The 24,030-nt window shown below is 59.3% G+C and carries 26 protein-coding genes; 12 read left to right on the top strand and 14 right to left on the bottom strand.

Translation table 11 applies throughout. From position 1 onward, the window contains the following. The first annotated feature begins 2 nt into the window (after positions 1-2). The 5 genes from H9C73_RS05515 (at position 3) to H9C73_RS05495 (ending at position 3,353) form a co-directional block, all read left to right on the top strand. Positions 3-869, top strand: a complete 867-nt coding sequence (locus H9C73_RS05515) for a D-amino acid aminotransferase (protein WP_209286798.1) — start codon at positions 3-5, stop codon at positions 867-869. After that, positions 866-1,141 (top strand): HP0495 family protein, encoded by a 276-nt coding sequence (locus H9C73_RS05510; protein ID WP_209286797.1) that lies wholly within the window; start codon positions 866-868, stop codon positions 1,139-1,141. Before H9C73_RS05515 ends, H9C73_RS05510 begins: the two co-directional genes overlap by 4 nt. After that, on the top strand, positions 1,141-1,797 hold the full coding sequence (gene lipB, locus H9C73_RS05505) for a lipoyl(octanoyl) transferase LipB (protein WP_209286796.1): 657 nt from the start codon (positions 1,141-1,143) through the stop codon (positions 1,795-1,797). Before H9C73_RS05510 ends, lipB begins: the two co-directional genes overlap by 1 nt. 5 nt (positions 1,798-1,802) lie before the next feature. Continuing rightward, positions 1,803-2,780, top strand: a complete 978-nt coding sequence (gene lipA / locus H9C73_RS05500; RefSeq protein ID WP_209286795.1) for a lipoyl synthase — start codon at positions 1,803-1,805, stop codon at positions 2,778-2,780. Between the two features lie 117 nt (positions 2,781-2,897). Beyond that, positions 2,898-3,353 (top strand): OsmC family protein, encoded by a 456-nt coding sequence (locus H9C73_RS05495; RefSeq protein WP_209286794.1) that lies wholly within the window; start codon positions 2,898-2,900, stop codon positions 3,351-3,353. Between the two features lie 26 nt (positions 3,354-3,379). Here H9C73_RS05495 and dtd read toward each other — a convergent pair whose 3' ends face one another. From dtd to H9C73_RS05475, 4 genes are all read right to left on the bottom strand, one after another. Continuing rightward, on the bottom strand, positions 3,380-3,817 hold the full coding sequence (gene dtd, locus H9C73_RS05490) for a D-aminoacyl-tRNA deacylase (protein ID WP_209286793.1): 438 nt from the start codon (positions 3,815-3,817) through the stop codon (positions 3,380-3,382). 2 nt (positions 3,818-3,819) lie between these two features. Next, positions 3,820-4,770: a prolyl aminopeptidase gene (gene pip, locus H9C73_RS05485; protein WP_209286792.1), complete on the bottom strand. Its 951-nt coding sequence runs from the start codon at positions 4,768-4,770 to the stop codon at positions 3,820-3,822. Positions 4,771-4,909: 139 nt separating this feature from the next. Next, on the bottom strand, positions 4,910-6,721 hold the full coding sequence (gene typA, locus H9C73_RS05480) for a translational GTPase TypA (RefSeq protein ID WP_209286791.1): 1,812 nt from the start codon (positions 6,719-6,721) through the stop codon (positions 4,910-4,912). 72 nt (positions 6,722-6,793) lie between these two features. Continuing rightward, positions 6,794-7,135: a hypothetical protein gene (locus tag H9C73_RS05475; RefSeq protein WP_209286790.1), complete on the bottom strand. Its 342-nt coding sequence runs from the start codon at positions 7,133-7,135 to the stop codon at positions 6,794-6,796. Positions 7,136-7,498: 363 nt separating this feature from the next. Between H9C73_RS05475 and glnA the strand changes: the two genes are divergently transcribed. From glnA to H9C73_RS05450, 5 genes are all read left to right on the top strand, one after another. Next, positions 7,499-8,905, top strand: coding sequence for a glutamate--ammonia ligase (glnA, locus tag H9C73_RS05470; RefSeq protein WP_209286789.1), 1,407 nt, complete (start codon positions 7,499-7,501; stop codon positions 8,903-8,905). Between the two features lie 218 nt (positions 8,906-9,123). Next, positions 9,124-10,188: a nitrogen regulation protein NR(II) gene (gene glnL / locus H9C73_RS05465; protein ID WP_209286788.1), complete on the top strand. Its 1,065-nt coding sequence runs from the start codon at positions 9,124-9,126 to the stop codon at positions 10,186-10,188. Then, positions 10,181-11,617 (top strand): nitrogen regulation protein NR(I), encoded by a 1,437-nt coding sequence (gene glnG / locus H9C73_RS05460; RefSeq protein WP_209286787.1) that lies wholly within the window; start codon positions 10,181-10,183, stop codon positions 11,615-11,617. The genes glnL and glnG overlap by 8 nt, the downstream gene beginning before the upstream one ends. A 43-nt stretch (positions 11,618-11,660) precedes the next feature. Next, positions 11,661-12,116, top strand: a complete 456-nt coding sequence (trmL, locus tag H9C73_RS05455) for a tRNA (uridine(34)/cytosine(34)/5-carboxymethylaminomethyluridine(34)-2'-O)-methyltransferase TrmL (protein ID WP_209286786.1) — start codon at positions 11,661-11,663, stop codon at positions 12,114-12,116. Continuing rightward, the gene (locus H9C73_RS05450; RefSeq protein ID WP_209286785.1) at positions 12,116-12,466 is read left to right on the top strand and encodes a hypothetical protein; all 351 of its coding nucleotides are present in this window, start codon (positions 12,116-12,118) and stop codon (positions 12,464-12,466) included. The genes trmL and H9C73_RS05450 overlap by 1 nt, the downstream gene beginning before the upstream one ends. 6 nt (positions 12,467-12,472) lie before the next feature. Here H9C73_RS05450 and H9C73_RS05445 read toward each other — a convergent pair whose 3' ends face one another. Genes H9C73_RS05445 through leuS form a run of 4 tightly spaced genes read right to left on the bottom strand, consistent with a single transcriptional unit; the run spans position 12,473 to position 16,944 of the window. Next, positions 12,473-12,811: a c-type cytochrome gene (locus tag H9C73_RS05445; RefSeq protein WP_209286784.1), complete on the bottom strand. Its 339-nt coding sequence runs from the start codon at positions 12,809-12,811 to the stop codon at positions 12,473-12,475. Beyond that, positions 12,804-13,844 carry a DNA polymerase III subunit delta gene (gene holA / locus H9C73_RS05440; RefSeq protein ID WP_209286783.1) on the bottom strand — a complete coding sequence of 347 codons (1,041 nt, stop codon included), beginning with the start codon at positions 13,842-13,844 and terminating at the stop codon, positions 12,804-12,806. Before holA ends, H9C73_RS05445 begins: the two co-directional genes overlap by 8 nt. Continuing rightward, a complete protein-coding gene (locus tag H9C73_RS05435; RefSeq protein WP_209286782.1) occupies positions 13,841-14,344 on the bottom strand; it encodes an LPS-assembly lipoprotein LptE in 504 nt (167 codons plus the stop codon). Before H9C73_RS05435 ends, holA begins: the two co-directional genes overlap by 4 nt. Before the next feature lie 11 nt (positions 14,345-14,355). Continuing rightward, the gene (gene leuS / locus H9C73_RS05430; RefSeq protein WP_209286781.1) at positions 14,356-16,944 is read right to left on the bottom strand and encodes a leucine--tRNA ligase; all 2,589 of its coding nucleotides are present in this window, start codon (positions 16,942-16,944) and stop codon (positions 14,356-14,358) included. 313 nt (positions 16,945-17,257) lie between these two features. On the opposite strand from leuS, the gene H9C73_RS05425 reads away from it, so the two are divergent. After that, positions 17,258-17,809, top strand: coding sequence for a zinc ribbon-containing protein (locus H9C73_RS05425; protein ID WP_209286780.1), 552 nt, complete (start codon positions 17,258-17,260; stop codon positions 17,807-17,809). On the opposite strand, the gene lnt is transcribed toward H9C73_RS05425, so the two are convergent. From lnt to miaB, 5 genes are read right to left on the bottom strand one after another with little or no spacing between them, the layout of a single operon-like run. Next, the gene (lnt, locus tag H9C73_RS05420) at positions 17,780-19,279 is read right to left on the bottom strand and encodes an apolipoprotein N-acyltransferase (RefSeq protein WP_328797945.1); all 1,500 of its coding nucleotides are present in this window, start codon (positions 19,277-19,279) and stop codon (positions 17,780-17,782) included. The two genes, H9C73_RS05425 and lnt, sit on opposite strands and share 30 nt — an antisense overlap. Before the next feature lie 2 nt (positions 19,280-19,281). Next, a complete protein-coding gene (locus H9C73_RS05415; protein ID WP_209286779.1) occupies positions 19,282-20,118 on the bottom strand; it encodes an HlyC/CorC family transporter in 837 nt (278 codons plus the stop codon). Between the two features lie 9 nt (positions 20,119-20,127). Continuing rightward, a complete protein-coding gene (ybeY, locus tag H9C73_RS05410; RefSeq protein ID WP_209286778.1) occupies positions 20,128-20,580 on the bottom strand; it encodes an rRNA maturation RNase YbeY in 453 nt (150 codons plus the stop codon). Further along, entirely contained in the window at positions 20,577-21,584 is a 1,008-nt protein-coding gene (locus H9C73_RS05405) for a PhoH family protein (RefSeq protein WP_236014096.1), read from the bottom strand. The genes ybeY and H9C73_RS05405 overlap by 4 nt, the downstream gene beginning before the upstream one ends. 22 nt (positions 21,585-21,606) lie before the next feature. After that, positions 21,607-22,950, bottom strand: a complete 1,344-nt coding sequence (miaB, locus tag H9C73_RS05400; RefSeq protein ID WP_209286776.1) for a tRNA (N6-isopentenyl adenosine(37)-C2)-methylthiotransferase MiaB — start codon at positions 22,948-22,950, stop codon at positions 21,607-21,609. 173 nt (positions 22,951-23,123) lie between these two features. Here miaB and H9C73_RS05395 point away from each other — a divergent pair, with 173 nt between their 5' ends. After that, positions 23,124-23,444, top strand: coding sequence for a DUF1820 family protein (locus H9C73_RS05395; RefSeq protein ID WP_209286775.1), 321 nt, complete (start codon positions 23,124-23,126; stop codon positions 23,442-23,444). Positions 23,445-23,446: 2 nt separating this feature from the next. On the opposite strand, the gene H9C73_RS05390 is transcribed toward H9C73_RS05395, so the two are convergent. After that, the gene (locus H9C73_RS05390) at positions 23,447-23,980 is read right to left on the bottom strand and encodes a hypothetical protein (protein WP_209286774.1); all 534 of its coding nucleotides are present in this window, start codon (positions 23,978-23,980) and stop codon (positions 23,447-23,449) included. Positions 23,981-24,030 lie beyond the last annotated feature (50 nt).

The raw sequence follows: 24,030 nt of genomic DNA, 5'->3' as shown, positions 1-24,030 counted from the left end.
TTATGAGCACCGATCTTGTCTACCTGAATGGCGCTTTTCTGCCGGCCGATGAGGCGCGGGTCTCTGTTTTCGACCGCGGTTTCCTGTTTGCCGACAGCGTCTATGAGGTGATCCCCTTTTATCAGGGGGTGGGTTTCCGTCTGCAACAGCATCTGGATCGGCTGGCATACAGCCTGCGCGCGGTCAGGATTCAAATTGACGCCGACTGGCCCGGTATCCTGAACGAACTGGTGCAGCGCAACGGCGGCGGTAACCTGTCCGTCTATCTGCAGATCAGTCGCGGCAGTGCCGGCAGCCGAACGCATGCGTATGACGATGCGATGGCTCCCACGGTGTTTGCCTGCTGCTCGCCGATTCAGGATATCTATGCCCGCGGGGCCGATCAGGTCCGGGGCTATACTGTTATCGTGACAGCAGATCTGCGTTGGCACCGGTGTGACATCAAGTCGACCGGGCTGCTGCCGAATATTCTGGTGCTGCAGCAGGCGCGCGAAGCCGGGGCTGACGAAGCCCTGCTGGTGCGGGACGGGCTGCTCAGTGAAGGCACCTCCTGCAACCTGTTTTTAATCCGTCAGGGCGTGATTTATACGCCCAAGCGCAGCTCGGAAATACTGGGCGGCACGACGCGAGAACTGATACTGGAATTGGCAGCGGAAGCCGGTATTCCCTTTCAGGAAGTGGATATCCGACCCGAAGCGCTGCAGGACGCGGATGAGGTGTGGGTGTCCAGCTCGACCCGGGGTGTGATCCCGGTTCTGGCAATTGATGGCAAACCTGTGGCTGATGGGCAGAAAGGTCCCCTGTGGCGACAGATGTTTGACCTCTTTACCCGTTTTCAACACCGGCTGATGACCGGAGAGATCAGATGAGTACCGAAACCGAAGCACCCAAAATTGAATTTCCGCACCCGGAATACCCGATCAAGGTTATTGGTGATAATGAGCAGGACTTCAAGGGCCTGGTCGTTGAGATCGTTCAGATTCATGCGCCGGATCTGGATGTGGAACAGGTGGTTGTCCAGCAGAGCGGAAAGGGTAATTACAGCTCCGTGCGCCTGAAAATTACGGCGACCAGCCATGAGCAGCTCGAGAACCTGCACCAGGACCTGAAGGCCACCGGACGTGTCAAAATGGTTCTTTGATGGCGCTGGCAGATGAGTTGATCATTCGCACCCCTCCCGGGCTGCAGCCCTACGAGCCGGTGTGGCAGAAAATGCAGGCCTTGACCGCCAATCGTGACAGCGACACGGTGGATGAAATCTGGCTGCTGGAGCATGAACCCGTTTTCACCCAGGGACAGGCAGGCAAGGCCGAGCACCTGTTGAGCCCGGGCGATATCCCGGTGGTGCAGGTGGATCGGGGTGGACAGGTCACTTATCACGGTCCGGGTCAGTTGATTGCCTACCTGATGCTGGACCTGCGTCGGCGCAAGCTGGGCGTGCGGGAGCTGGTCGATATCATCGAGCAGTCCGTGGTCGCGCTGCTGGCTGATCTGGGCGTTGAGGCTTATCCCAGGCCCGATGCACCGGGGGTTTACGTCAATGAGCAGAAAATCTGCTCGCTGGGCCTGCGCATCCGCCGTGGCTGCTCCTTTCATGGTCTGGCACTGAACCTGAATATGGATCTGGAGCCCTTCCTGCGCATCAACCCCTGCGGATATGCAGGCTTGCAGATGACACAGGTTCGTACCCAGGCACCCCATGTCGATCTGGCCACGCTGCCGGATATCCTAGTAAATTACTTGGTTAAGAAGTTGGGGTATACTGTACTGACACGCACACACACTTTGGAAGACTGATACGTATGGCTGAATCCTCCGAAAAGAAAGCGACCCGAGTCGAGCAGGGCGTAAAACTGCGCGGTGCCGAGAAGGTTGCGCGTATTCCGGTGAAGGTGATTCCCACTGAAAAGGACCAGATGCAACGCAAGCCCGACTGGCTGCGCGTGCGCATGGGCTCGAATACGGAAGTTAAACGGATCAAGGATAAGCTGCGCAAACACAAGCTGGCATCGGTCTGTGAAGAAGCCAGCTGCCCCAATCTGGGTGAGTGTTTCAGTCACGGCACGGCTACGTTCATGATCATGGGTGACATCTGTACCCGCCGCTGTCCCTTCTGTGATGTGGCACACGGTCGCCCCAATGCCCTGTCACCGGATGAGCCCCGAGAGCTGGCCGAAGCCATTGCCGACATGCAGCTGAAGTACGTCGTGATCACCTCCGTTGACCGTGACGACCTACGTGATGGTGGTGCCCAGCACTTTGTCGACTGTATCCGGGAAACCCGTGAGCGTATTCCCAGTATCCAGATTGAAACGCTGGTGCCGGACTTCCGTGGTCGCATGGACGTGGCGCTGGAGATTCTCAACCAGACGCCGCCGGATGTGTTCAACCATAACCTGGAAACGGTCCCGCGCCTGTATCGCAAGGTACGCCCGGGGGCCGATTACCAGTGGTCGCTGGATCTGCTGAAGCGCTTCAAGGCGCTGCAGCCAAACGTGCGGACCAAGTCGGGCCTGATGGTCGGCTGTGGTGAAACCAATGACGAGATCATTGAGGTGATGCGGGACCTGCGCGCTCACGATGTGGATATGATCACCATTGGCCAGTACCTGCAGCCGAGCCGCGACCACCTGGCGCTGGATCGTTATGTCACGCCGGAAGAATTTGCAGAATTTGAACGTATTGCGCATGAGCTGGGCTTTACCCATGTGGCCAGCGGGCCGCTGGTGCGCTCCTCCTACCATGCGGACCTTCAGGCCAAGGGCGAGAAGGTCGGCTGAGAGAATCAGTCATGAAAAAAGCGCCTCAGGGCGCTTTTTTATTGTCCGCAGCATATTGCTCCCGAGCCAAAGCAACCTTAATATTAGTAATATCTTAACTAATTAGGGGAGGTCAGTATGAGTGCAGACAAGCGAGTCTCGGTCCAGGCGGCCATGGAGCAGGGCTTTCAGGTGAACGCGGATATTCGCGGCCACCAGATGACAATCGATCAGCCGGAAGCCGCGCGTGGCACCGATCAGGGGCCCACACCGCTGGAGTACTTCCTGTTCTCGCTCGGCGGTTGCATCTGCACCATTGGTCGTATCGCCGCCATGCAGAAAAAGATCGACCTGCGCAGCATGAAGGTCACCGTAGAGGGCGACTACAACCCGGCTGGCCTGTTGGGCAAGCCTTCAGATGATCGCACCGGCTTCCAATCGGTCTCGGTGGCGGCAGAAATTGATGCCGACATGAGTGATGATGAGAAGCAGGCGTTTCTGGATGAGGTCTGTGAGCGCTGTCCACTGCATGACAACATCAAGCTGGAAACGCGGGTGACGCATCATCTGGTTGAGCCCAGCTGTATTGCCTGAGAGGGGCGGTCACTGGCGGTGCCGGTTTACACTTCCAGCAGGAAGGTAACCGGCCCGTCGTTCAGCAGTTCCACTTTCATGTCGGCACCGAAGCGACCTGTTGCGACCTTTTCATGGCTGCCTTGTGCCTGTTCCACAAAGTAATCGTACAGTGCTTCACCCTGCGCCGGTGACGCACCGGAGGAAAAGCTGGGTCTGAGGCCCTTGCGGGTATCGGCAACCAGCGTGAACTGGGATACCACCAGCAGGCCGCCTCCAGTATCAGACAGGCTCAGGTTCATTTTGCCTTCGGCATTAGGGAAAATGCGGTAGTTGAGTACCTTCTTGAGCAGTTTATCCGCTTTGGCCTGATCATCGTCCTTTTCCACGCCCAGCAGCAGGAGAATGCCCTGATCAATGGCACCTGTGATCTCGCCGTCCACTTTCACGGATGCATGGCTGACGCGCTGTATCAATCCCTTCATGTTCAGGCTCTCCGTTCGGCAAAGTGATCCGTGGCATGGATCAGGTTGTCGATAATGCCCGGCTCAAGTGCCGAGTGGCCGGCTTCTCGCACAATGTGCAGTTCGGCATGCGGCAGTGCCTGCTGCAGCGACCAGGCCTGCTCCACTGGGCAGACGACGTCATAGCGACCATGCACCAGCGTGATCGGAATATCCTTCAGGCGGTGGGCGTCGCGCAGAATCTGGTCTGGCGCCAGAAACGCCTTGTGGACAAAGTAGTGAGCCTCGATGCGTGCCATCGCCAGTGCAAAGTGAGGATCGCTGAAATGATCCACAACACTGTGATTGGGAATCAGGGTGGAGCAGCGGCCTTCCCAGACTGACCATGCCTTGGCGGCCTGCATCTGCGCCAGTTCGTTGCTTGAGGTCAGACGGCGGTAATAGGCCGATACCAGATCGTCACGCTCGCTGGCGGGGATCTGTTCCAGGAAGTCCTGCCAGTAGTCGGGAAAGAGCGCACTGGCCCCCTGTTGATAGAACCAACGAATATCCTGTTCGCGGCAGAGAAAAATACCGCGCAGAATCATGCCCGCGACCCGCTCGGGGTGGGTTTCGGCATAGACCAGGCTCAGGGTGGAGCCCCAGCTGCCGCCGAAGAGCAGCCACTGGTCGATGCCCAGAAACTCGCGGATGCGCTCCATATCGCTGACCAGATAGCCGGTTTCGTTGTGGTTCAGTGTGGCATGCGGGGTCGACTGACCGCAGCCGCGCTGGTCAAACAGGATGATGCGGTAACGCTCGGGGTTGAAGTAGCGTCGATGGACAGCGCCGCAGCCGCCGCCCGGGCCGCCATGGACGAACAGGACCGGTATGCCATGCGGGTTGCCGCTTTCTTCCACGTAGATCTGATGGCCCTCGCCCACATCGAGAAAATACTCGTGATTGTGGCCGATCTCCGGATAGAGGGTGCGCATGGCGTCTCTCCTGTTACTGGCAGATGCAAACAGCCAGTATATCGAGCCCTGCCGGGCAGGTGAACCGATGTCAGCCTGTGCAGAACCCACAAAAAAGGCCGGGCGCTTGCGCGGCCGGCCTCTGTCCACAGGAAGCGACTTACTTCTTGTTGGCGCGCTTGCGCTCGTTCTCTTTCAGCAGCTTCTTGCGGATGCGGATGCTTTCCGGTGTGACTTCCACCAGCTCATCGTCTTCGATGAAGTCCAGCGCCTGCTCCAGTGAGAATTTGATCGGCGGTGTCAGCACGATGTTCTCGTCAGTACCGGAGGCACGGACGTTGGTCAGCTGCTTGCCCTTGGTCGGGTTCACTACCAGATCGTTGTTACGGCTGTGGATACCCAGCACCATGCCTTCATAGACTTCGATGTTCGGGTCGATGAACAGGCGGCCACGCTCCTGCAGGGTGAACAGGGCATAGCCCAGCGCCTTGCCGTTGATCATGGAGACCAGTACACCGTTGTGGCGCGAGATCACTTCACCCTGCTTGACCGGACCGTAGTGGTCGAAGATGGAGGTCATGATGCCGGTACCGGAGGTCATGGTCATGAACTGGCTGCGGAAACCGATCAGGCCGCGAGACGGCATCATGAAAGTCAGGCGTACACGGCCCTTGCCGTCCACTTCCATGTTGGTCATGTCAGCGCGACGCTTGCCCAGTTCTTCGATTACGGAGCCCTGGTGCTCTTCTTCCACGTCGATCATGACGACTTCGTACGGCTCGTGGATTTCACCATCCACTTCCTTCTGAATAACTTCCGGACGGGAAACACCCAGCTCGAAGCCCTCACGGCGCATGGATTCGATCAGTACGGACAGGTGCAGCTCGCCACGGCCGGATACACGGAATTTCTCCGGTGTATCACCCGGCTCAACACGCAGGGCCACGTTGTGGATCAGTTCGCGATCAAGGCGGTCCTTGATGTTACGGCTGGTGATGAACTTGCCTTCCTGACCGGCGAACGGAGAGTCGTTGACCTGGAAGGTCATGGAGACGGTTGGCTCGTCAACGGACAGAGCCGGCAGTGCTTCGATCACTTCCGGGTCACACAGGGTGTCGGAAATGTTCAGCTCGTCCAGGCCGGTGATACAGATGATGTCGCCAGCCTGGGCGGAGTCGACTTCAACACGCTCCAGACCGTGGTAGCCCATGATCTTCAGGACACGACCGCTACGGACCTTGGCGTGGCTATCGATGACTTTTACCTGGGTGTTGGTGGCAATCTTGCCGCGAGACACGCGACCGACACCGATAACACCGACATAGCTGTTGTAGTCCAGCGCCGAGATCTGCATCTGGAAAGGACCGTCGACGTCGACATGCGGTGCGTCTACATGCTTGACGATCGCTTCGAACAGCGGGGTCATGTCGTCAGCCATGGCGTCGGGGTCATCACCGGCGATACCGTTGAGAGCAGACGCATACACAATCGGGAAATCCAGCTGTTCGTCAGTGGCGCCCAGGTTATCGAACAGATCGAATACCTGGTCCATGACCCAGTCAGGACGCGCACCCGGGCGGTCGATCTTGTTGATGACAACAATTGGACGCAGGCCTCGGGCAAAGGCTTTCTGGGTTACAAAACGGGTCTGCGGCATGGGGCCGTCAACGGCATCCACCAGCAGCAGGACGGAATCCACCATGGACAGCACGCGCTCGACTTCACCACCGAAGTCGGCGTGTCCCGGAGTGTCGACGATGTTGATGCGGTAGTCGTTCCACTTGATAGCGGTGTTCTTGGCCAGGATGGTAATGCCACGTTCACGCTCCTGGTCATTGGAGTCCATGATACGTTCAGCACCCTCATCGCGGCGGCCCAGTGTTCCGGACTGCTGCAGCAACTTGTCGACCAGAGTGGTTTTACCGTGGTCAACGTGGGCGATAATGGCAATGTTACGAAGGTTATCGATCACGCGTAGTACCCTGTGATGTGTTAAAGCGGGCCATTATACGGAAGGGAGGTGAAACATTCGATCATTTACTGATCATTCTTCAATGACGCCTTCATCCAGCAGCATTTTGTGGTACTGCTCGCTGGCCGTGCAGTATTTGTTGGACAGCCGGTTGTAGTGGCGCCGGGTGGCGGGGTCGTCGGTGTTGTCCAGGATATTGCTGTACCGCTGACAGCGTTGCTGCAGGTATTCGATCGCCTGCAGTCGGCACAGAGGATACATGTGGCTTTTTTCAGGGTAGTTGTAGCACAGGGTTTCAGGACGGATCTGACCATTGTGTTCCAGCCACTTGGGCGGGAAGCGCTTGGCATAGTCGGTGTCTGCACTCAGCGCGGGCGAAAGGGCCAGCAGTGTCGACAGGGCGATCGGTTTCAAGAAGCATCTCATGCAGTCGGTTTCCAGTCGGGCAGTGTGTATTAGCATAGGTTCATGTGCACAAACCTTAAAGCGATTAAAGTCAGGGAAATTGAAAAGACTTTGCACTATGATAGGTTCGCTACAGGGATGACCTGCCACTGAATGGTGCGTTAAGCACTAATTTGGTGCATATAGGCCGTGCTTTGCTCGCTTTTGGTGCGTTATGCATGCTTGGGTAGCAGTGTTTAACCATAAAACAACAAGTTAGAGCGCTTTGTAATCTGGCACGGCCTTTGCTTTATTTACGCACAAACCGGTTTTCCGGATCCTGTGTAATGATGTGTTGCCAACGGCAAACTGATAACGAATGGGGATAGCCAAATGTCAGAGAAGACTCTGAATCTGATCAAAGAAAGCGGCGCGAAGTGGATCGACATGCGCTTTACCGACTCCAAGGGTAAAGAGCAGCACGTTACCATCCCGGTAAGCGACATGGGCGATGACTTCTTCGAAGACGGCAAAATGTTCGATGGTTCTTCCATCGCCGGCTGGAAGGGCATCAACGAATCCGACATGATCCTGATGCCGGATGACAGTGCTTCCGTTCTGGATCCGTTTGCTGAAGACGCGACCGTCATTGTTCGCTGTGACATCGTTGAGCCGGCTACTGGCCAGGGTTACGAGCGTGACCCGCGTTCCGTTGCCAAGCGTGCTGAAGAGTACCTGAAGTCCACCGGTATTGCAGACTCTGCAATTCTGGGCCCGGAACCTGAATTTTTCGTATTCGACGGTGTTGAATGGCACGCTGACATCAGCGGTTGCGGTTACAGCATCCAGTCTGAAGAAGCGGCCTGGGCGTCCAACCACAAGATCGAAGGTGGCAACACCGGTCACCGTCCGCGTGTGAAGGGCGGTTACTTCCCGGTTCCGCCGATCGACTCCCTGCACGACCTGCGTGCGGCCATGTGTGATGCCATGGAAGCCATGGGTCTGACCATCGAAGTTCACCACCACGAAGTGGCGACTGCCGGTCAGTGTGAAATCGGTGTTCGTGGTAACACCCTGGTAAGCAAGGCGGACGAAGTACAGATCCTGAAGTACTGCGTACACAACGTTGCTCACGCATACGGCAAAACCGCCACCTTCATGCCGAAACCGCTGGTAGGTGACAACGGCTCCGGTATGCACGTGCACCTGTCCATGAGCAAGGACGGCCAGAACATCTTCGCCGGTGATGGCTACGGTGGTCTGAGTGAAAATGCGATGTACTACATTGGTGGTATCGTCAAGCACGCCAAGGCACTGAACGCGCTGTGTAACCCGTCTACCAACTCCTACAAGCGTCTGGTACCGGGCTTCGAAGCACCGGTTATGCTGGCTTACTCTGCCCGTAACCGTTCTGCATCCCTGCGTATCCCGTACACCACCAGCCCGAAAGCACGCCGCGTAGAAGCGCGCTTCCCGGATCCGGCAGCCAACCCGTACCTGTGCTTTGCCGCGCTGCTGATGGCCGGTATCGACGGTATCAAGAACAAGATCCACCCGGGCGATCCGGCTGACAAGGATCTGTACGACCTGCCGGCTGAAGAAGCGGCTGAGATCCCGACTGTTGCTGAAAGCCTGACTGAAGCGCTGGACGCGCTGGAAGCAGACCGTGAGTTCCTGACTCAGGGTGGTGTTTTCACCGACGACATGCTGGACGCTTACATCGCGCTGAAGCGTGAAGAAGTGGCCAAGGTCAACATGACTACTCACCCGGTCGAATTCGACCTGTACTACTCTGTTTAATCCAGAGTCGTGAGTTGAAAAAGGCTTCCTTCGGGAAGCCTTTTTTGTTTCCGGCGCACTCAAATGCTGCATTTTTCAGCGGTTATGCTTAAGTGCACTATATTGGTGCATACAGGTTTGTGCCAACGGTCGCCTGTGCCCGTTATTCAGGCATAACAGCGTTGTCAAAATTGGCGCTTTTCTTGCTTGCACTTATATGACGCATTGTTGGGACGCTTATGGTCAATACACATACGCACAAACAGATACTGGATAACCTGACGGGCGCTGTTTTGGTGCTTGATGAAAGTCTGTGCATCCAATACATGAACCCGGCGGCTGAAATGCTGCTGGAAGCGACGGCGCGACGCTTGAAGGACCGTCCCATTGAAGACTGGCTGTCCTCCAGTGAGGAGGAGTTGGCAGTGCTGCGGCAGTCGCTCGCCAGCGGCCATCCCTACAGCAAGCGCGAAGCGCGCCTGGTGACGCAAACCGGGCGAATCCTGACGGTGGATTACAGTGTGAATCCGGTGCCGGAGGCGGGCATTCTGCTGGAGATTCAGGCACGTGACCGCCTGATCCGCATTGAGCGGGAAGAAGAGCTGCTGGCGCGCCATGCCAGCGCCCGAGTACTGGTCAGAGGGCTGGCGCACGAGATCAAAAACCCGCTGGGTGGCATTCGTGGGGCGGCGCAGCTGCTGGACCGTGAGCTGGATCGTGAAGAGCTGCACGAATATACCCATATCATCATCGAAGAGGCCGATCGACTGAGGCATCTGGTCGACCGATTGTTGGGGCCTCACACCCTGCCGGTGATGGAGCAGCTGAATATCCATGCGGTGCTGGAACATGTGTGCAGCCTGATCAATGCCGAAACGGAAGGGCGTATTCACATCGTGCGTGACTACGACCCCAGTATTCCGGAATTCGAGGGCGCACGTGATCAGCTGATTCAGGCGGTGTTGAATATCGTGCGCAATGCCATGCAGGCGATGGAAGAATCGGGTACGCCTGATCCCACCATCACGCTGCGTACACGGGCTTTGCGCCAGATTACTCTGGGGGCCGAGCGTCATCGACTGGTCTGTGCACTGGAGATTATCGATAACGGCCCGGGGATCCCCGAAGAGCTGGCCGATACCCTGTTTTATCCCATGGTCAGCAGTCGGGCGCAGGGGTCCGGTCTGGGGCTGTCGATTGCCCAATCCATCATGAATCAACATCGGGGCCTGATCGAGTTCACCTCGCAGCCAGGCCAGACCCGATTCAACCTGTTTATACCGCTGGAGTCAGGCAATGAGTGAAGTTGCGAACGTCTGGATCGTCGATGACGACCGCTCAATCCGCTGGGTGCTCGACAAGGCGCTCACATCGGCGGGGCTGAACACGCGCAGTTTTGACCGCGCAGATGCGCTGCTGGACAACCTGGGAAAGGAAACGCCCGATGCGGTGCTGACCGATGTGCGCATGCCGGGCATGGATGGCCTGCAGCTGCTGGAGCGGTTGCATGACGAACATCCGGACCTGCCGATCATCATCATGACCGCTCACTCCGATCTGGAAAGTGCAGTGGCGTCCTACCAGGGTGGCGCCTTTGAATACCTGCCCAAGCCCTTTGACGTGGATGAAGCGCTGGCGCTGGTCAAGCGTGCAGTGGAGCATGCACAGGAGCAGCGTCAGGAGCGGGCCGAGCCAACCCCGGAGCGCTCGACGGAAATTATCGGTGAAGCCCCGGCCATGCAGGAGGTGTTTCGCGCCATTGGCCGATTGGCACACTCCAATATTACGGTGTTGATCAACGGTGAATCCGGTACCGGCAAGGAGCTGGTGGCGCATGCGTTGCACCGGCACAGCCCGCGCGCCAAGAACCCCTTTATCCCGTTGAACATGGCGGCCATTCCGAAAGATCTGATCGAGTCGGAACTCTTTGGTCATGAGAAAGGTGCGTTTACTGGGGCGGCAGCCAGCCGTCGCGGGCGTTTTGAGCAGGCTGACGGCGGCACCCTGTTTCTGGACGAGATCGGCGATATGCCGGCTGATACGCAGACACGCCTGTTGCGCGTGCTGGCCGATGGCGAATTTTACCGCGTCGGCGGCCATACGCCGGTGCGGGTCGATGTTCGCATCATTGCGGCGACCCACCAGAACCTGGAGCAGCTGGTACAGGAAGGCCGCTTCCGTGAAGACCTGTTTCACCGCCTGAATGTCATCCGCATTCATATACCGCGGCTCGCCGAGCGACGGGAAGACATTCCGCGTTTGGCGCGTCATTTCCTGGCCAGCTCAGCCAAGGAGCTGGCGGTAGAGCCCAAGGTGCTGAAACCCGAAACCGCCGCTTTCATGTGCGAGCTGCCCTGGCCCGGCAATGTGCGCCAGCTGGAGAATACCTGCCGCTGGCTCACGGTGATGGCTTCCGGGCGGGAAGTGCTGGTGTCGGATCTGCCGCCTGAGCTGCTGTCGCGTCCGCAGTCATCGAGCCCGGTGGGTGGCAGCTGGCAGGAAAGCCTCAAGCTCTGGGCCGAACAGCAGCTGAGTTTCGGGGCCGAAGGGATTCTCAATGAAGCGGTGCCGGCGTTTGAGCGGGTGATGATCAGTGCGGCCTTGAAAGCGACCCATGGGCGCCGGCGTGATGCGGCCCATCTGCTGGGCTGGGGGCGTAATACCCTCACACGCAAGATCAAGGAACTGCAGCTGGATACGTCAGCGCTGGCCGAGGAGGAGGGTGACGAATAGTACCCAGCCGGTATAATGACGCCCCCATTCAACGGAGGCTCCAATGCTGGATCTGGTGCTCTATCAGCCCGAAATTCCGCCCAACACCGGCAACATTATCCGCCTGTGTGCCAACACCGGCTTTCGTCTGCATCTGGTGGAGCCTCTGGGCTTTGAGCTGGATGACAAGCGGCTGCGTCGGGCGGGGCTCGATTACCATGAATTTGCCCGCGTGCGCCTGCACGAAAGCCTTGATGCCTGCCTTGATGCCGTACAGCCGTTGCGTGTCTGGGCGCTGACCACACGCGCAACCATGCCCCATGCACAGGCCGATTTTCAGGCGGGCGACATGCTGTTGTTCGGCCCTGAAACCCGTGGGTTGCCGCCCGAGGTGATTGCGCGGTTCCACGGGCTGCGCCTGCCGATGCTGCCGGACAGCCGCAGCCTCAACCTTTCCAATGCCTGTGCCGTGGTGGTGTATGAAGCCTGGCGTCAACTCGGTTTTGAGGGGGCTGTCTGATGGCTGACACGCCGCTGCGCATGCTGCACGCACTGCTTTTGACGCGCATCTCCAATCAACCCAATGAGGTTGGCGTAATCCGTGAACTGATGGCGGTGACCAGCGAAGGGCAGAGCCTGCTGATTCGCAGCGAAGAGGCGCAGCGCGTCAATGTGGCTCAGCTGGAGAGCCAGCGGTTGCCGCTGGTGTTGCTGTGTGACCGTCTGGAGCCCTCGCTTGAAGCTGACCTTGAGTTGCCGGCGCGGGCTCTGGTGAGTGTTGTCCCCTTGCCGGCGCCTGAGGTTGAGGCGCTGATTCGTGCCGGACAGGAGCAGGTCCTGCTGGAGCAGATCCGGGCCCAGCTGAGCTGATCCCGGTCAGGGCTGGCGTGGCCGACGGTCGTAAATGAACTGGGCCACCGCGTCGGCCTGCTCGTCGCTCAGCTGAGGAAAGCTGGGCATCCCTGTATGGCCCAGATCGTATCCGTGCTTGACCATCAGTACGATCTCGTAAGGTGCCAGAGCATCCTTGCCTGCCGGATGGTTTTCCAGGAAGGGTCCCAGCCCTTTCTTCGTGTGGCAGTCGATACAGTAATAATCATACAGTGCATCACCGGCCTTGAGGCGCTCAGGCGGTGTCTCGCCACAGCCGGCAAGCAATGAGGTCAACATCAGGGCTGTCAGCAAAGGCAGGCAGTGTCGCATGCGCTTATCCATGTACCGGTCTGGGCAGGTTCAGGTGGCAACCGCAGAGCTCCAGGCTCAGCATGGAGAGCAGTAGCCAAGGGTCCGTTTTGAGCTGTCCCTTGATCGCCTGATCCGCATCATGACAGAGGCCCAGCAGTGATTCGAGCTGCTGCGCCGGGATTTTCTGGCTGGCCTTGCGCACCATGCCCTTGCGCTTGCCCCAGATTTTTTCTCGCTGGCACAGGGTGTCATAGGCCACGCCGTTGGCCAGCCCGCGCTGTACGTTCAGCAGGGTGCGAATTTCCCGGCTCAGAGCCCAGAGTACGAGCGTAGATTCCACACCTTCCTGTTTCAGGACCAGCAGGATTTTCTGACAGCGCGCCGGGTCTCCCTGCAGTACCGCGTCCGACAGGGCGAAGATATCAAAACGGGAGCTGTCGGCGACCGCTTCAATCACCTGCTCGGCATCGATCGTCTGGCTGGGATACAGCAGGCTGAGCTTGTCCAGCTCCTGGCGTGCTGCCAGCAGGTTGCCTTCGATGCGTGCCGTCAGTAATTGAGTCGCATCCGGGGTGAGTTCCAGGCCCAGCAGGCGGGCACGGTGTGCGACCCAGCCGGGCAGCTGGTCCAGATCGATGGGCCAGATCTCGACCACCAGACCGCACTTCTCCACCTGCTTGAACCAGGCGCTTTTCTTGGCACCGGCATCCAGGCGATCGGCCATGATGAGCAGGGCGTTGTCGGGGGCCGGGTTTTCAAGGTAGCGCTGCAGCAGGCCGCTGGCTTTCTTGTCCAGCTTTTGGCTGCCCAGTCGCAACTCGATGATCTTGCGCTCGGCAAAGAGTGACAGGGCGTTGGCACTCTCCAGCAGCGACTCCCAGGCGAAGCCGGCATCCACGTGCATCACTTCACGCTCGGTGAAACCGTCATTGCGCAGGTACTGCCTGATCTTGTCGCAGCTTTCTGCATGCTGCAGAGGTTCGTCACCGGTCACCATGAAGACGGGCGGGACCGGTGAGAGCCGTTTCAGTTGCGCATCGAGCTGATCGGCGCGTGTTTTCATGAGCCGCTGCGGATACTCAGGAACTGGCGCAGGATCTGTTGGGCCAAATCCTGCTGCATCTGCTGACGGATCAGGCTTTCCTGCGAGCCGCTGGCCGTAATGTTGTCGGGATCGTTGGAATAGACCCGTTCCAGCATTACACGGCGTGCATCGATAACCGGCTGGTTATCCTGCTCCCGGTCGATCACGCTGAACCAGGCTTCCGAGCGCAGCTCGTATTCGGCCACATCGGCATTACCGGTCAGGGTAGCCGAACGGCGGGAGTGACGCTCCCGCAGCAACGTCAGGCGGTAACGGGCATCGCCCGTCAACGCAATGCGGTTGGCTGCCAGCGCCCGGCGCAGTTCGTCCTCGATCTGGCTGTTGGGCGATGCGACCTCCAGCTGCACCTGACGCAGGGCATCGGGCACGTCCATCATGCCACGCAGCTTGAAGCCGCAGGCGCTCAGCAGCAGGGTCATGCCCAGCAGAGCCAGCGGCAGGGTCAGGCGCTTTGTCATGGCGGTTCTCCTTAGCCGACAACCAGGTTCAACAGCTTGTTCGGTACCACGATCTTCTTGCGGATCGCCTTGCCTTCCATGTGCTTCTGCACATTGTCGTTGGCCAGTGCCGTGTGCAGGATCACATCTTCATCCGCATCGGCCGGGACCGTGATTTTGGCGCGGACCTTGCCGTTCACCTGCACCACCAGCTCAACGCTGGCGCGGGTCAGGGCGGCCTCGTCTACCTGCGGCCAGGCGGTGTGCAGCAGGTCATCGCTGTGGCCCAGTTCACGCCAGAGCTGATGGGTCATGTGCGGCACAATCGGTGCCAGCAGGCGGATGGCGGCTTCCAGCGCTTCGCGGGTGACCGCACGGCCCTGCTCGCTGACATCGACAAAACGGCCGATGGCATTGGACAGCTCCATCACGGCCGCGATGGCGGTGTTGAAGGTCTGGCGGCGCTCCATGTCGTCGCTGACCTTGGCGATGGTTTCGTGCACCTTGCGACGCAGGTCACGCTGCTCGTCGTTGAGAGCGTCCGCATCCAGTGCTGCACACTCAACACCCTGCTGCAGGTGGTCATGGACCTGTTTCCACAGGCGGCGCAGGAAGCGGTGGGCGCCTTCCACGCCGGAATCCAGCCACTCCAGTGACTGCTCCGGGGGCGCTGCAAACATCATGAACAGGCGCACGGTATCGGCACCGTAGCGATCAATCATGATCTGCGGGTCAATGCCGTTGTTTTTCGACTTGGACATCTTGGACATGCCGTCATGGTTGAGCGCGCGCCCTTCCGCATCCACGGCACGGATCACCCGGCCCTTGTCGTCCTTTTCGGTGGTGACGTCGGCCGGCGATACCCAGACCTGACCGCCTTTCTCGTCTTCGTAGTAGTAGCTGTCCGCCAGTACCATGCCCTGACACAGCAGGCGTTTGAAGGGCTCGTCGGAGTCTACCAGCCCTTCGTCACGCATCAGCTTATGGAAGAAGCGTGAGTAGAGCAGGTGCAGGATGGCATGTTCGATACCGCCGATATACTGATTTACCGGCAGCCAGTGGTTGGCCTGCTCCGGGTCCAGCATGGCGTTCGGGTTCATGCTCGCATAACGGGCGTAGTACCAGCTGGACTCCATGAAGGTATCGAAGGTATCGGTTTCGCGCTCGGCAGCACCGCCACATTCGGGGCAGGTGGTGTCGATGAATTCCCGCATCTTCTTGATCGGGGAGCCGGAGCCGTCGAATTCCACGTCAGTCGGCAGTACGACCGGCAGCTGATCTTCCGGCACCGGTACGGCACCACAGCTTTTACAGTTGATCACCGGGATCGGAGCGCCCCAGTAACGCTGACGGGACACGCCCCAGTCACGCAGACGGTAATTGATGGTGGTGCGGCCCTTGCCCTTGGCTTCCAGTGCCTTGGCGATCGCCTTGAACGCTACCTCGAACTCCAGATCGTCATAATCGCCGGAGTTGATCAGTACGCCTTTTTCGGTGAAGGCTTCCTGTTCCAGGTCCACCACCACGTCCGGGTTGGTTGGGGCGATCACCTGCTTGATCGGCAGGCTGTACTTGCGGGCGAATTCCCAGTCACGCTGGTCATGGCCCGGTACGGACATGACGGCTCCGGAGCCGTAATCCATCAGGACGAAGTTGGCGGTCCAGACCGGGACTTTCTCGCCGGTCAACGGGTGTACCGCTTCGATGCCCAGCGCCATGCCTTTTTTCTCCATGGTCGCCAGGTCGGCCTCGGCCACCTTGGTGTGGCGGCACTCTTCGATGAAGGCGGCCAGCTCGGGATTGTTTTCGGCAGCCTGCTGCGCCAGCGGGTGCTGAGCGGCCACAGCCACGTAGGTGACCCCCATCAGGGTGTCCGGGCGGGTGGTGAAGACTTCCAGTTCGCCGTAGCCATCCACGTGGAAGGTCAGTTCAACCCCTTCGGAGCGGCCGATCCAGTTGCGCTGCATGGTCTTGACCTGTTCCGGCCAGCCGTCGAGCTTGTCCAGATCGTCCAGCAGTTGGTCGGCATAGTCGGTGATCTTGAGGAACCACTGCGGGATCTTCTTGCGCTCGACCAGTGCGCCGGAGCGCCAGCCGCGACCGTCGATCACCTGCTCGTTGGCCAGAACCGTCTGGTCGACCGGGTCCCAGTTCACTTCGGCTTCTTTCTTGTACACCAGGCCCTTTTTCATCAGGCGGGTAAAGAACCACTGCTCCCAGCGGTAGTATTCCGGGTGGCAGGTGGCCAGTTCACGCGACCAGTCGTAACCAAAGCCCATCTGCTTGAGCTGGTTGCGCATGTAGTCGATGTTTTCGTAGGTCCACTTGGCCGGCGGCACGTTGTTTTTCATCGCCGCGTTTTCGGCGGGCAGGCCGAAGGCGTCCCAGCCCATGGGCTGCAGCACGTTACGACCTTTCATGCGCTGATAGCGGGAGACCACATCACCGATGGTGTAGTTGCGAACATGCCCCATGTGCAGTCGACCGCTGGGGTAGGGGAACATGGATAGGCAGTAGAAGGGCTCGCCGGCGGCGCTTTCGTCAGCCTTGAAGCTGTCCTGGTCTTCCCAATGTTTCTGTACCTGGGGTTCGATATCCTGCGGGGTATATTGTTCGTTCATTATGGTCGGTTGCAACTCTTGGTAGCTGGGATGTCAGTGCCGGAATCCGGATGTATGCGCGCTGATACCGGCGGCACCTCAAAATAAAGACGAATGGCGCATAGCATACAATATTCGCCCTGCTGTCAACAGAGGTCGCAGGGTGCGAGCACTCAATCAAATTCGGGCCTCGTGCCAGGCCCGGCTTCAACGGGCAAAGGCGCTGTCCTCTGGACTTGAGTTGATCTGCAGCGGCTTGCTTTTCCACAATCAGGGATATACTGAAGGTCAAAAGGCGGTGCTGTTCGCCGCCGCTGCCAACAGGAGTTCGTCCATGAGTACACAAGATCCGCACACCCCGCAGCATTCCACCAAGGCTCCGGCAGCCTATGATCGCGTGCTGGAACGGCTGCGCAAGCGTCTGGATGAGGCGGGCGAAGTGAGCTGGGAATACCTGCAGAAGCAGATCGAGGAAGCGGCCGAAGTTGAACTGGCAGCCGAGGAGGTGACCCGTGACGAGGTGGAGCTGCTCAAGGCCTATCTCAGGCGCGATCTCAAACAGCTGGGATACTATGCGCATGGCACGGGCGAGGGGCTGGCGGCCTGGCTGCATTTTGATCTGGATATTCTGGAGCACAGGATCAAGCAGAGCCTGCTCGACCTGGCGGACAAGACCCGGATTCAGCATGAACTGCTGCGTGAGCAGCTTGCACATGGTGAAGACCAGTACCTGGCCGGGGAAGTGAGTGCGCCCGGTACGCTGCGTTGCCTGCAGTGTGGCCATACCCAGCGGCTGAGCGCTACAGACCGTATTCAGCCCTGTGAAGAGTGTGGTGCCGTCGTCTTCGAGCGCATCTCACGCCCCTGGTCGCCGCAGAGCGAATAAGCCCAGCAGTACGCCTATTGCCGCCAGCGGCCAGACCCCGAACTGCTGCCAGGGGGTCTGGCCCGACATCATGGTTACGGTGGCTCTCAGCTCGGCCTGCTGGTCCAGCGGTGCCTGGCTGGCCAGTTTCCCGGTGGGTGTTATAAAAGCGGTCACACCGTTATTGGTGGCCCGAATAACCCAGCGTCCGTTTTCCAGTGCCCGCATGCGGGCGATCTGCAGATGCTGGTCCGGGGCGATGGAACGGCCAAACCAGGTATCGTTCGATACCGTCAAGATCACATCCGCGTCACGACTCAGCGCCGACACCAGCTGTGGATAAGCGATCTCATAGCAGATGGCCGGTGCGATCTGCCGGTTGCCCAGCTGCATGTTGCCGGTGTGTTCGGTCGGCAGACTGAAGCTGGACATGGGCAGGTCAAAAAATGCGATCAAGCCGCGTAACTGGGCCTCAAAGGGGACGTATTCCCCGAAGGGAACCAGCCGCTGCTTGTGGTAAAGGTCCTGCCCGGTGCCAAACAGCCCCAGGCTGTTGTGAAAACGCTGACCGCCGGGACGTTCGGGTGCGGCTTCGGCATAGGGGAAGCCGGTGATCAGCGAGATGCCCTCTTGTTCCAGCCAGTTGAGGAAAGGGGTCATGCGCGGGGCCGCCCGGTTGAAAGTGGCGGGGATCGCGGTTTCCGGCCAGACAATCAGGTCGACCTCAGCATATGCAGCGCTTTGGGCGATCTGCTGGCGCAGAATGCCGTCCAGATTGTCCGGCTGCCATTTGGCCAGCTGCGGAATATTGGGTTGAATCAGCACCGTATCCAGTGCATCACCCGCCTTGGGACTTGTCCATTGAGTGGGCAGAAGCCAGGCGGCCGCGGCCAGTGCGAGTCCGGGCAGTGCGGTCGTCAGATGACGGTCAGCGAGCAGGCGCGCCAGGCCCATGGAAAGCAACAGGCTCAGCAGTGACAGGCCCCAGACGCCGCCCAGAGGTGCCCAGCGCTGCAGGGGCGTATCCAGCCAGGCGTAGCCCAGGTAGAGCCAGGGGAAGCCGGTCAGGAACCAGCTGCGCAACCATTCAAAACCCAGCCAGCACAGGGTGAAAATCAGCCAGCGGTGCCGGGCACTGGCGGCAATGCGCGCAAAGAGAGCCCCCTGCAGGGCGAACAGCAGTGCCAGCGCGGCCACAAAGGCCAGCGTCAGGCCGCCTGCAAGCCAGGGGGGCGCGCCACCGTAGCGTTCGATACTGACATAGACCCAGGAGATGCCGGCACCCCAGAAGCCGAGCCCGAACAGCCAGCCGGTCCAGCTGGCTGCGCGCAGGGTCTGGTGACGCTGCAGACAGTACAGCAGGGCAGGGCCCAGCAGGACCAGTGGCCAGATATTAAAGGGCGCCAGTGACAGTGTAATGCTGGCCCCGCCGGCCAGAGCCAGCAGAGCCTGAAGTGCAGGCGGCAGGGAGCGCTTGCGGGAAGGCTGCACGGTCAGCGCCGCGTCACCTGCAACAGACGAAGGCGGCGGTTATCGGCGGCCAGTACCTTGAAGGTAAAGCCGTCAATGTCGATCTGCTCGTCCTTGGCTGGCAGGTGGCCGAAGTGTTGCGTCACGATGCCCCCGATGGTATCGAATCCTTCGTCCGAGAAGCGGGCCTCGAAATAGTCGTTGAAGTCATCAATGGGCGTGAGGGCCTTGACCAGATAGCCGTTGTCATCGAAGGGGCGAATATTGCCGTCGTCATCATCGGCATCATGCTCGTCTTCGATCTCGCCCACGATCTGCTCCAGCACGTCCTCGATGGTGATCAAGCCGGCGATGCCGCCGTATTCGTCTACCACGATCGCCATGTGGTTGCGGGTACCACGGAATTCATTCAGCAGCACGTTCAGGCGCTTGCTCTCGGGAATGAACGTGGCCTTGCGCAGGCACTGGCGGATATCAAACTGATCCAGGGTGCCTTCCAGCATGTAGGGCAGGAGGTCCTTGGCGAGCAGGATGCCGAGCACCTCGTCGGGATTCTCGCCGCACACGGGGAAGCGGGAGTGGGCGCTGGAGATGATCACGGGCAGGAACTCGCGCGGTGTCTGGTTCACCTGAACCATGGTCATCTGCGAGCGGGGAATCATCACGTCACGCACCTGCATTTCAGTGACCTGCAGGGCGCCTTCGATGATGCCGTGTGCATCGTTGTCGAGGATGCCGGATTCGTTGGCCTGCAACAGAATGTCGCGCACATCCTCAAGACTGCGGGGTTCGTCGGAGAAGGCCTGGGTCAATTTGTCCAGCCAGGTCTTCGACGTGCCACCCGATCGGTCTTCGCTCATAGGGGTCCTCTAAACGGAATAGGGGTCGGCAATGCCAAGCCGGGCAAGAAGGGTGCGCTCCAGCGCTTCCATCTCTTCGGCTTCGTCATCATTTATATGATCGAATCCGAGCAGATGCAAGGTTCCGTGAACGACCATGTGTGCCCAATGATCTGCAACGGCTTTGCTCTGCTCTCGGGCCTCATCGGCCACCACATCGGCACAGATCACCAGATCGCCCAGCAGGGTGACGGGGACGCCGGGCGGTACCTCAAACGGAAATGACAGTACGTTGGTGGGTTTGTCCTTGCCACGGTACTCGGCGTTGAGCGCCTGGCTCTCTTCAGGACTGACAATGCGAATACAGATTTCACCCTGTACGCCCCGGTCCTGCAGGACGCTTTCCACCCAGCGCAGAAAGTCGTGCTCGCTCGGCAGGTCCTGTGCTTCAACGGCGTACTGGACGTCGACGCTGATACTCATCGGGACTCTCCTTCATCGCCCTTCAGGGCCTCTTCGTGGCGCTCATAGGCTTCCACGATATGCTGCACCAGAGGGTGGCGCACCACGTCTTTGGAGCCAAAGCGGGTAAAGCCGATTTCCTTCACGTCGCCCAGCACGTCCATCGCGTGCAGCAGGCCCGAGCGGGTGCCCTTGGGCAGGTCGATCTGGGTCTGGTCGCCGGTAATGACGGCGGTAGAGCCAAACCCGATACGGGTGAGGAACATTTTCATCTGCTCACGGGTCGTGTTCTGGCTTTCGTCCAGAATCACGAACGAGCCGTTCAGCGTGCGGCCACGCATGTAGGCCAGCGGAGCCACTTCGATCACGTTGCGCTCGATCAGCTTGGCAACGCGCTCAAAGCCGAGCATCTCATAGAGGGCATCGTATAGCGGGCGCAGGTAGGGGTCGACCTTCTGACTCAGGTCCCCCGGCAGAAAGCCGAGCTTCTCGCCCGCTTCCACGGCCGGGCGTACCAGCAGGATACGGCTGACCTCTTCCCGCTCCAGTGCCTCAACCGCACAGGCAACGGCCAGATAGGTCTTGCCGGTACCGGCCGGACCGATGCCGAAGTTGATGTCGTGGGTGCGGATCTGGTGCACGTACTCCTGCTGCTTGCCGGCGCGCGGCTTGATCAGCAGTTTTCGAGTCCGGATGGCGTGCCGCTTGTCTTCTTCGGTCTGCGCCTTGTCCTTCGGCTTGGGCGGCTGCTCGATACCGGCATCCTGCAGTTGCAGGTGGATCTCTTCCGGGCTCAGGCTGTCACCGCCCAGTGCCTGTTGGTAGAGCTGCTCCAGCAGGCGTGCCATGGCGCGGGTTGCCGTGTCGTTGCCCAGCAGCTGGAAGCGGTTGCCACGGTTGCGGATCTGGACGCCGGTGCGTTCTTCCAGCAGCTTGAGGTGGGCGTCAAACTGCCCGGTCAGGCTCAGCAGGGCTGCCGGGTTGTTGGGTTCCAGTACCAGTGTGGTGGACTGTTGTGAGGTCAAAAGGCTCTCCTGTCGGGGGCGTTCAGGCATCAAGCTCGGAACTGATCAGTTCGCCGAGCAGTGAGTTGGCATAGGCGTCGACAATACGCACATCGGCGAAGTGACCGATCAGGTCCGGATTATCACAGCGGAAGTTGACGACACGGTTATTCTCGGTGCGACCGGACAGCTGGCCCGGATCCTTCTTGGAATAGCCGTTGACCAGAATGCGCTGGGTGGTGCCAACCATGCGGCGGCTGATCTGGAAGGCCTGGGCCGTGATGCGGTCCTGCAGAATCTTCAGACGCTGCTTCTTGGTTTCCTCGTCGACGTTATCCGGCAGGTCGGCGGCGGGCGTACCCGGGCGACGGCTGTAGATAAAGCTGAACGAGGTGTCGAAGCCGATATCGGCGATCAGGTTCATGGTGGCCTCGAAATCGGCATCGGTTTCATTGGGGAAGCCGATAATGAAGTCGGAGGAGAAGCTGATGTCCGGGCGCAGTTTCTTGATGCGGCGCAGCTTGGACTTGTACTCCAGCGCGGTGTGGCCACGTTTCATCGCCATCAGAATTCGATCGGAGCCGCTCTGTACCGGCAGGTGCAGATGGCTGACCAGCTCCGGAACCTCGGCGTAGACATCGATCAGGCTGTCGCTGAACTCCACCGGGTGTGAAGTGGTGAAGCGGATACGGTCGATGCCGTCGATGGCAGCGACGCAGCGGATCAGCTCGGCCAGGTCGGCATGGTCGCCATCATGGGTGGCACCGCGGTAGGCGTTCACGTTCTGACCCAGCAGATTTACTTCACGCACGCCCTGTTCGGCCAGTTCAACGCACTCGGTCAGGACATCGTCCAGCGGGCGGCTCACTTCCTCGCCACGGGTGTAGGGGACAACGCAGAACGTGCAGTACTTGCTGCAGCCTTCCATCACGGAAACAAAGGCTTCGGCACCTTCGACCTTGGGCGCGGGCAGGTGGTCGAACTTCTCGATCTCGGGGAAGCTGACATCAACAATGCCAACGCTGCCATTGCGGCTCTCGCTGATCATCTCCGGCAGACGGTGCAGGGTCTGAGGGCCGAAAATCATATCCACGTAAGGTGCACGATCACGGATCGCCTCACCTTCCTGAGACGCAACGCAGCCGCCGACACCGATCATCAGGTCCGGCTTCTCTTCTTTCAGCTTGCGCCAGCGACCGAGCTGGTGAAACACCTTTTCCTGGGCCTTTTCACGGATGGAACAGGTGTTCAGCAACAGGACATCCGCATCTTCCGGGTTGTCCGTCAACTCCAGTGCATGACTCTCGCCGAGCAGGTCGGCCATGCGGGAGGAGTCGTATTCGTTCATCTGACAACCATGTGTCTTGATAAACAGCTTTTTCGCCATGAATCACCTGTGTACTGAGGAATAGAAAAGGGTGCGGAATTCAAGAGGAGCGAAATTATACCCAAGGCCTCATGGATAGGCTAGAAACTGGTTAAAAAATGTGCAGTCTTGTTTTCTGCTGCAAAGGCCCCATATTCCATGCTGACATCAAGTTCAGTGGGAGACTCAGTGCGATGGCCAATGACCCGCGTCTGTATCGCGTCAGTTTTGTGAACCAGGATAAGGTGTACGAAGTGTACGTGCGCCACGTGTACCAGAGCGATATGTGGGGCTTTATTCAGCTGGAGGGGTTTGTGTTCGGGAACCGGTCCGAGCTGGTGGTGGATCCGAGCGAAGAGAAGCTGAAGCAGGAGTTCGCCGATGTGGAAAACTGCTTTGTCCCCATGCAGGCGATTATTCGCATCGACGAGGTCAAGCGCGAAGGGGTATCCAAGATCAGTGACGCCAAGGGGACCGTTGCGGCCTTCCCCGTGACGCCACCGCGCAAAGGCTGATCTTACTGGGACGCGGTATTCAGGCCGCGTCCGCCACAGGCGGTATTGAGCAGGGCGCTGTTATTCAGCAGTGCCATGCGGTCCACGCCGTGATACTCCACGCTCTGATCAGCAAAGATCAACTCGGCACCTTCAATGCGGAAACAGCCCAGATTGGGGTGCTGCCACACCTTCTTCCATACCTTGTCGCCACTGACTTCACCCGGTGCGAAGGGGCCCGCCACACGCAGCCAGGCGTTACGGCGACCGCTTTTCTTCGAGTTCACCGGCTTGCCGTCGGCGGTATACGCAGAGGTCTTGAACATCACGTACTGCAGAGTCTTGCCGGTGCCGTTGGTGAAGTTGATCCGGGCGGCGCTGGTGCCCTGGGTCGCATGCTCACTGATCATCAGGACCGGCTTCGGTTTGGGCTTGGGTTTGGGCGCAACGGCTACCGGCTCAGGTTGCTTCTGGGCACAGGCGGCCAGCAGGGTAGTTGCGATGACAAGACCGCCAAGCTTGAGGGGGCTGCGAGAGTGGAGCATCTTGATGTTCATGCAATTCCTGATCCGTTATGGCTGACGACTGTAGGGTGGCAGCCTGATAC

The sequence above is a fragment of the Marinobacterium alkalitolerans genome (genome assembly GCF_017776525.1).
Classification (GTDB): domain Bacteria; phylum Pseudomonadota; class Gammaproteobacteria; order Pseudomonadales; family Balneatricaceae; genus Marinobacterium; species Marinobacterium alkalitolerans.
This window is presented reverse-complemented; position numbering and strand designations above follow the sequence as displayed.

What these genes read in the sequence shown, in the direction of transcription:
- H9C73_RS05515 (WP_209286798.1), top strand. Translation starts at nt 3, where the DNA reads ATGAGCACCGATCTTGTCTACCTGAATGGCGCTTTTCTGCCGGCCGAT.
- H9C73_RS05510 (WP_209286797.1), top strand. Translation starts at nt 866, where the DNA reads ATGAGTACCGAAACCGAAGCACCCAAAATTGAATTTCCGCACCCGGAA.
- lipB (WP_209286796.1), top strand. Translation starts at nt 1,141, where the DNA reads ATGGCGCTGGCAGATGAGTTGATCATTCGCACCCCTCCCGGGCTGCAG.
- lipA (WP_209286795.1), top strand. Translation starts at nt 1,803, where the DNA reads ATGGCTGAATCCTCCGAAAAGAAAGCGACCCGAGTCGAGCAGGGCGTA.
- H9C73_RS05495 (WP_209286794.1), top strand. Translation starts at nt 2,898, where the DNA reads ATGAGTGCAGACAAGCGAGTCTCGGTCCAGGCGGCCATGGAGCAGGGC.
- dtd (WP_209286793.1), bottom strand. Translation starts at nt 3,817, where the DNA reads ATGAAGGGATTGATACAGCGCGTCAGCCATGCATCCGTGAAAGTGGAC.
- pip (WP_209286792.1), bottom strand. Translation starts at nt 4,770, where the DNA reads ATGCGCACCCTCTATCCGGAGATCGGCCACAATCACGAGTATTTTCTC.
- glnA (WP_209286789.1), top strand. Translation starts at nt 7,499, where the DNA reads ATGTCAGAGAAGACTCTGAATCTGATCAAAGAAAGCGGCGCGAAGTGG.
- glnL (WP_209286788.1), top strand. Translation starts at nt 9,124, where the DNA reads ATGGTCAATACACATACGCACAAACAGATACTGGATAACCTGACGGGC.
- glnG (WP_209286787.1), top strand. Translation starts at nt 10,181, where the DNA reads ATGAGTGAAGTTGCGAACGTCTGGATCGTCGATGACGACCGCTCAATC.
- trmL (WP_209286786.1), top strand. Translation starts at nt 11,661, where the DNA reads ATGCTGGATCTGGTGCTCTATCAGCCCGAAATTCCGCCCAACACCGGC.
- H9C73_RS05450 (WP_209286785.1), top strand. Translation starts at nt 12,116, where the DNA reads ATGGCTGACACGCCGCTGCGCATGCTGCACGCACTGCTTTTGACGCGC.
- H9C73_RS05445 (WP_209286784.1), bottom strand. Translation starts at nt 12,811, where the DNA reads ATGGATAAGCGCATGCGACACTGCCTGCCTTTGCTGACAGCCCTGATG.
- holA (WP_209286783.1), bottom strand. Translation starts at nt 13,844, where the DNA reads ATGAAAACACGCGCCGATCAGCTCGATGCGCAACTGAAACGGCTCTCA.
- H9C73_RS05435 (WP_209286782.1), bottom strand. Translation starts at nt 14,344, where the DNA reads ATGACAAAGCGCCTGACCCTGCCGCTGGCTCTGCTGGGCATGACCCTG.
- leuS (WP_209286781.1), bottom strand. Translation starts at nt 16,944, where the DNA reads ATGAACGAACAATATACCCCGCAGGATATCGAACCCCAGGTACAGAAA.
- H9C73_RS05425 (WP_209286780.1), top strand. Translation starts at nt 17,258, where the DNA reads ATGAGTACACAAGATCCGCACACCCCGCAGCATTCCACCAAGGCTCCG.
- H9C73_RS05415 (WP_209286779.1), bottom strand. Translation starts at nt 20,118, where the DNA reads ATGAGCGAAGACCGATCGGGTGGCACGTCGAAGACCTGGCTGGACAAA.
- ybeY (WP_209286778.1), bottom strand. Translation starts at nt 20,580, where the DNA reads ATGAGTATCAGCGTCGACGTCCAGTACGCCGTTGAAGCACAGGACCTG.
- miaB (WP_209286776.1), bottom strand. Translation starts at nt 22,950, where the DNA reads ATGGCGAAAAAGCTGTTTATCAAGACACATGGTTGTCAGATGAACGAA.
- H9C73_RS05395 (WP_209286775.1), top strand. Translation starts at nt 23,124, where the DNA reads ATGGCCAATGACCCGCGTCTGTATCGCGTCAGTTTTGTGAACCAGGAT.
- H9C73_RS05390 (WP_209286774.1), bottom strand. Translation starts at nt 23,980, where the DNA reads ATGAACATCAAGATGCTCCACTCTCGCAGCCCCCTCAAGCTTGGCGGT.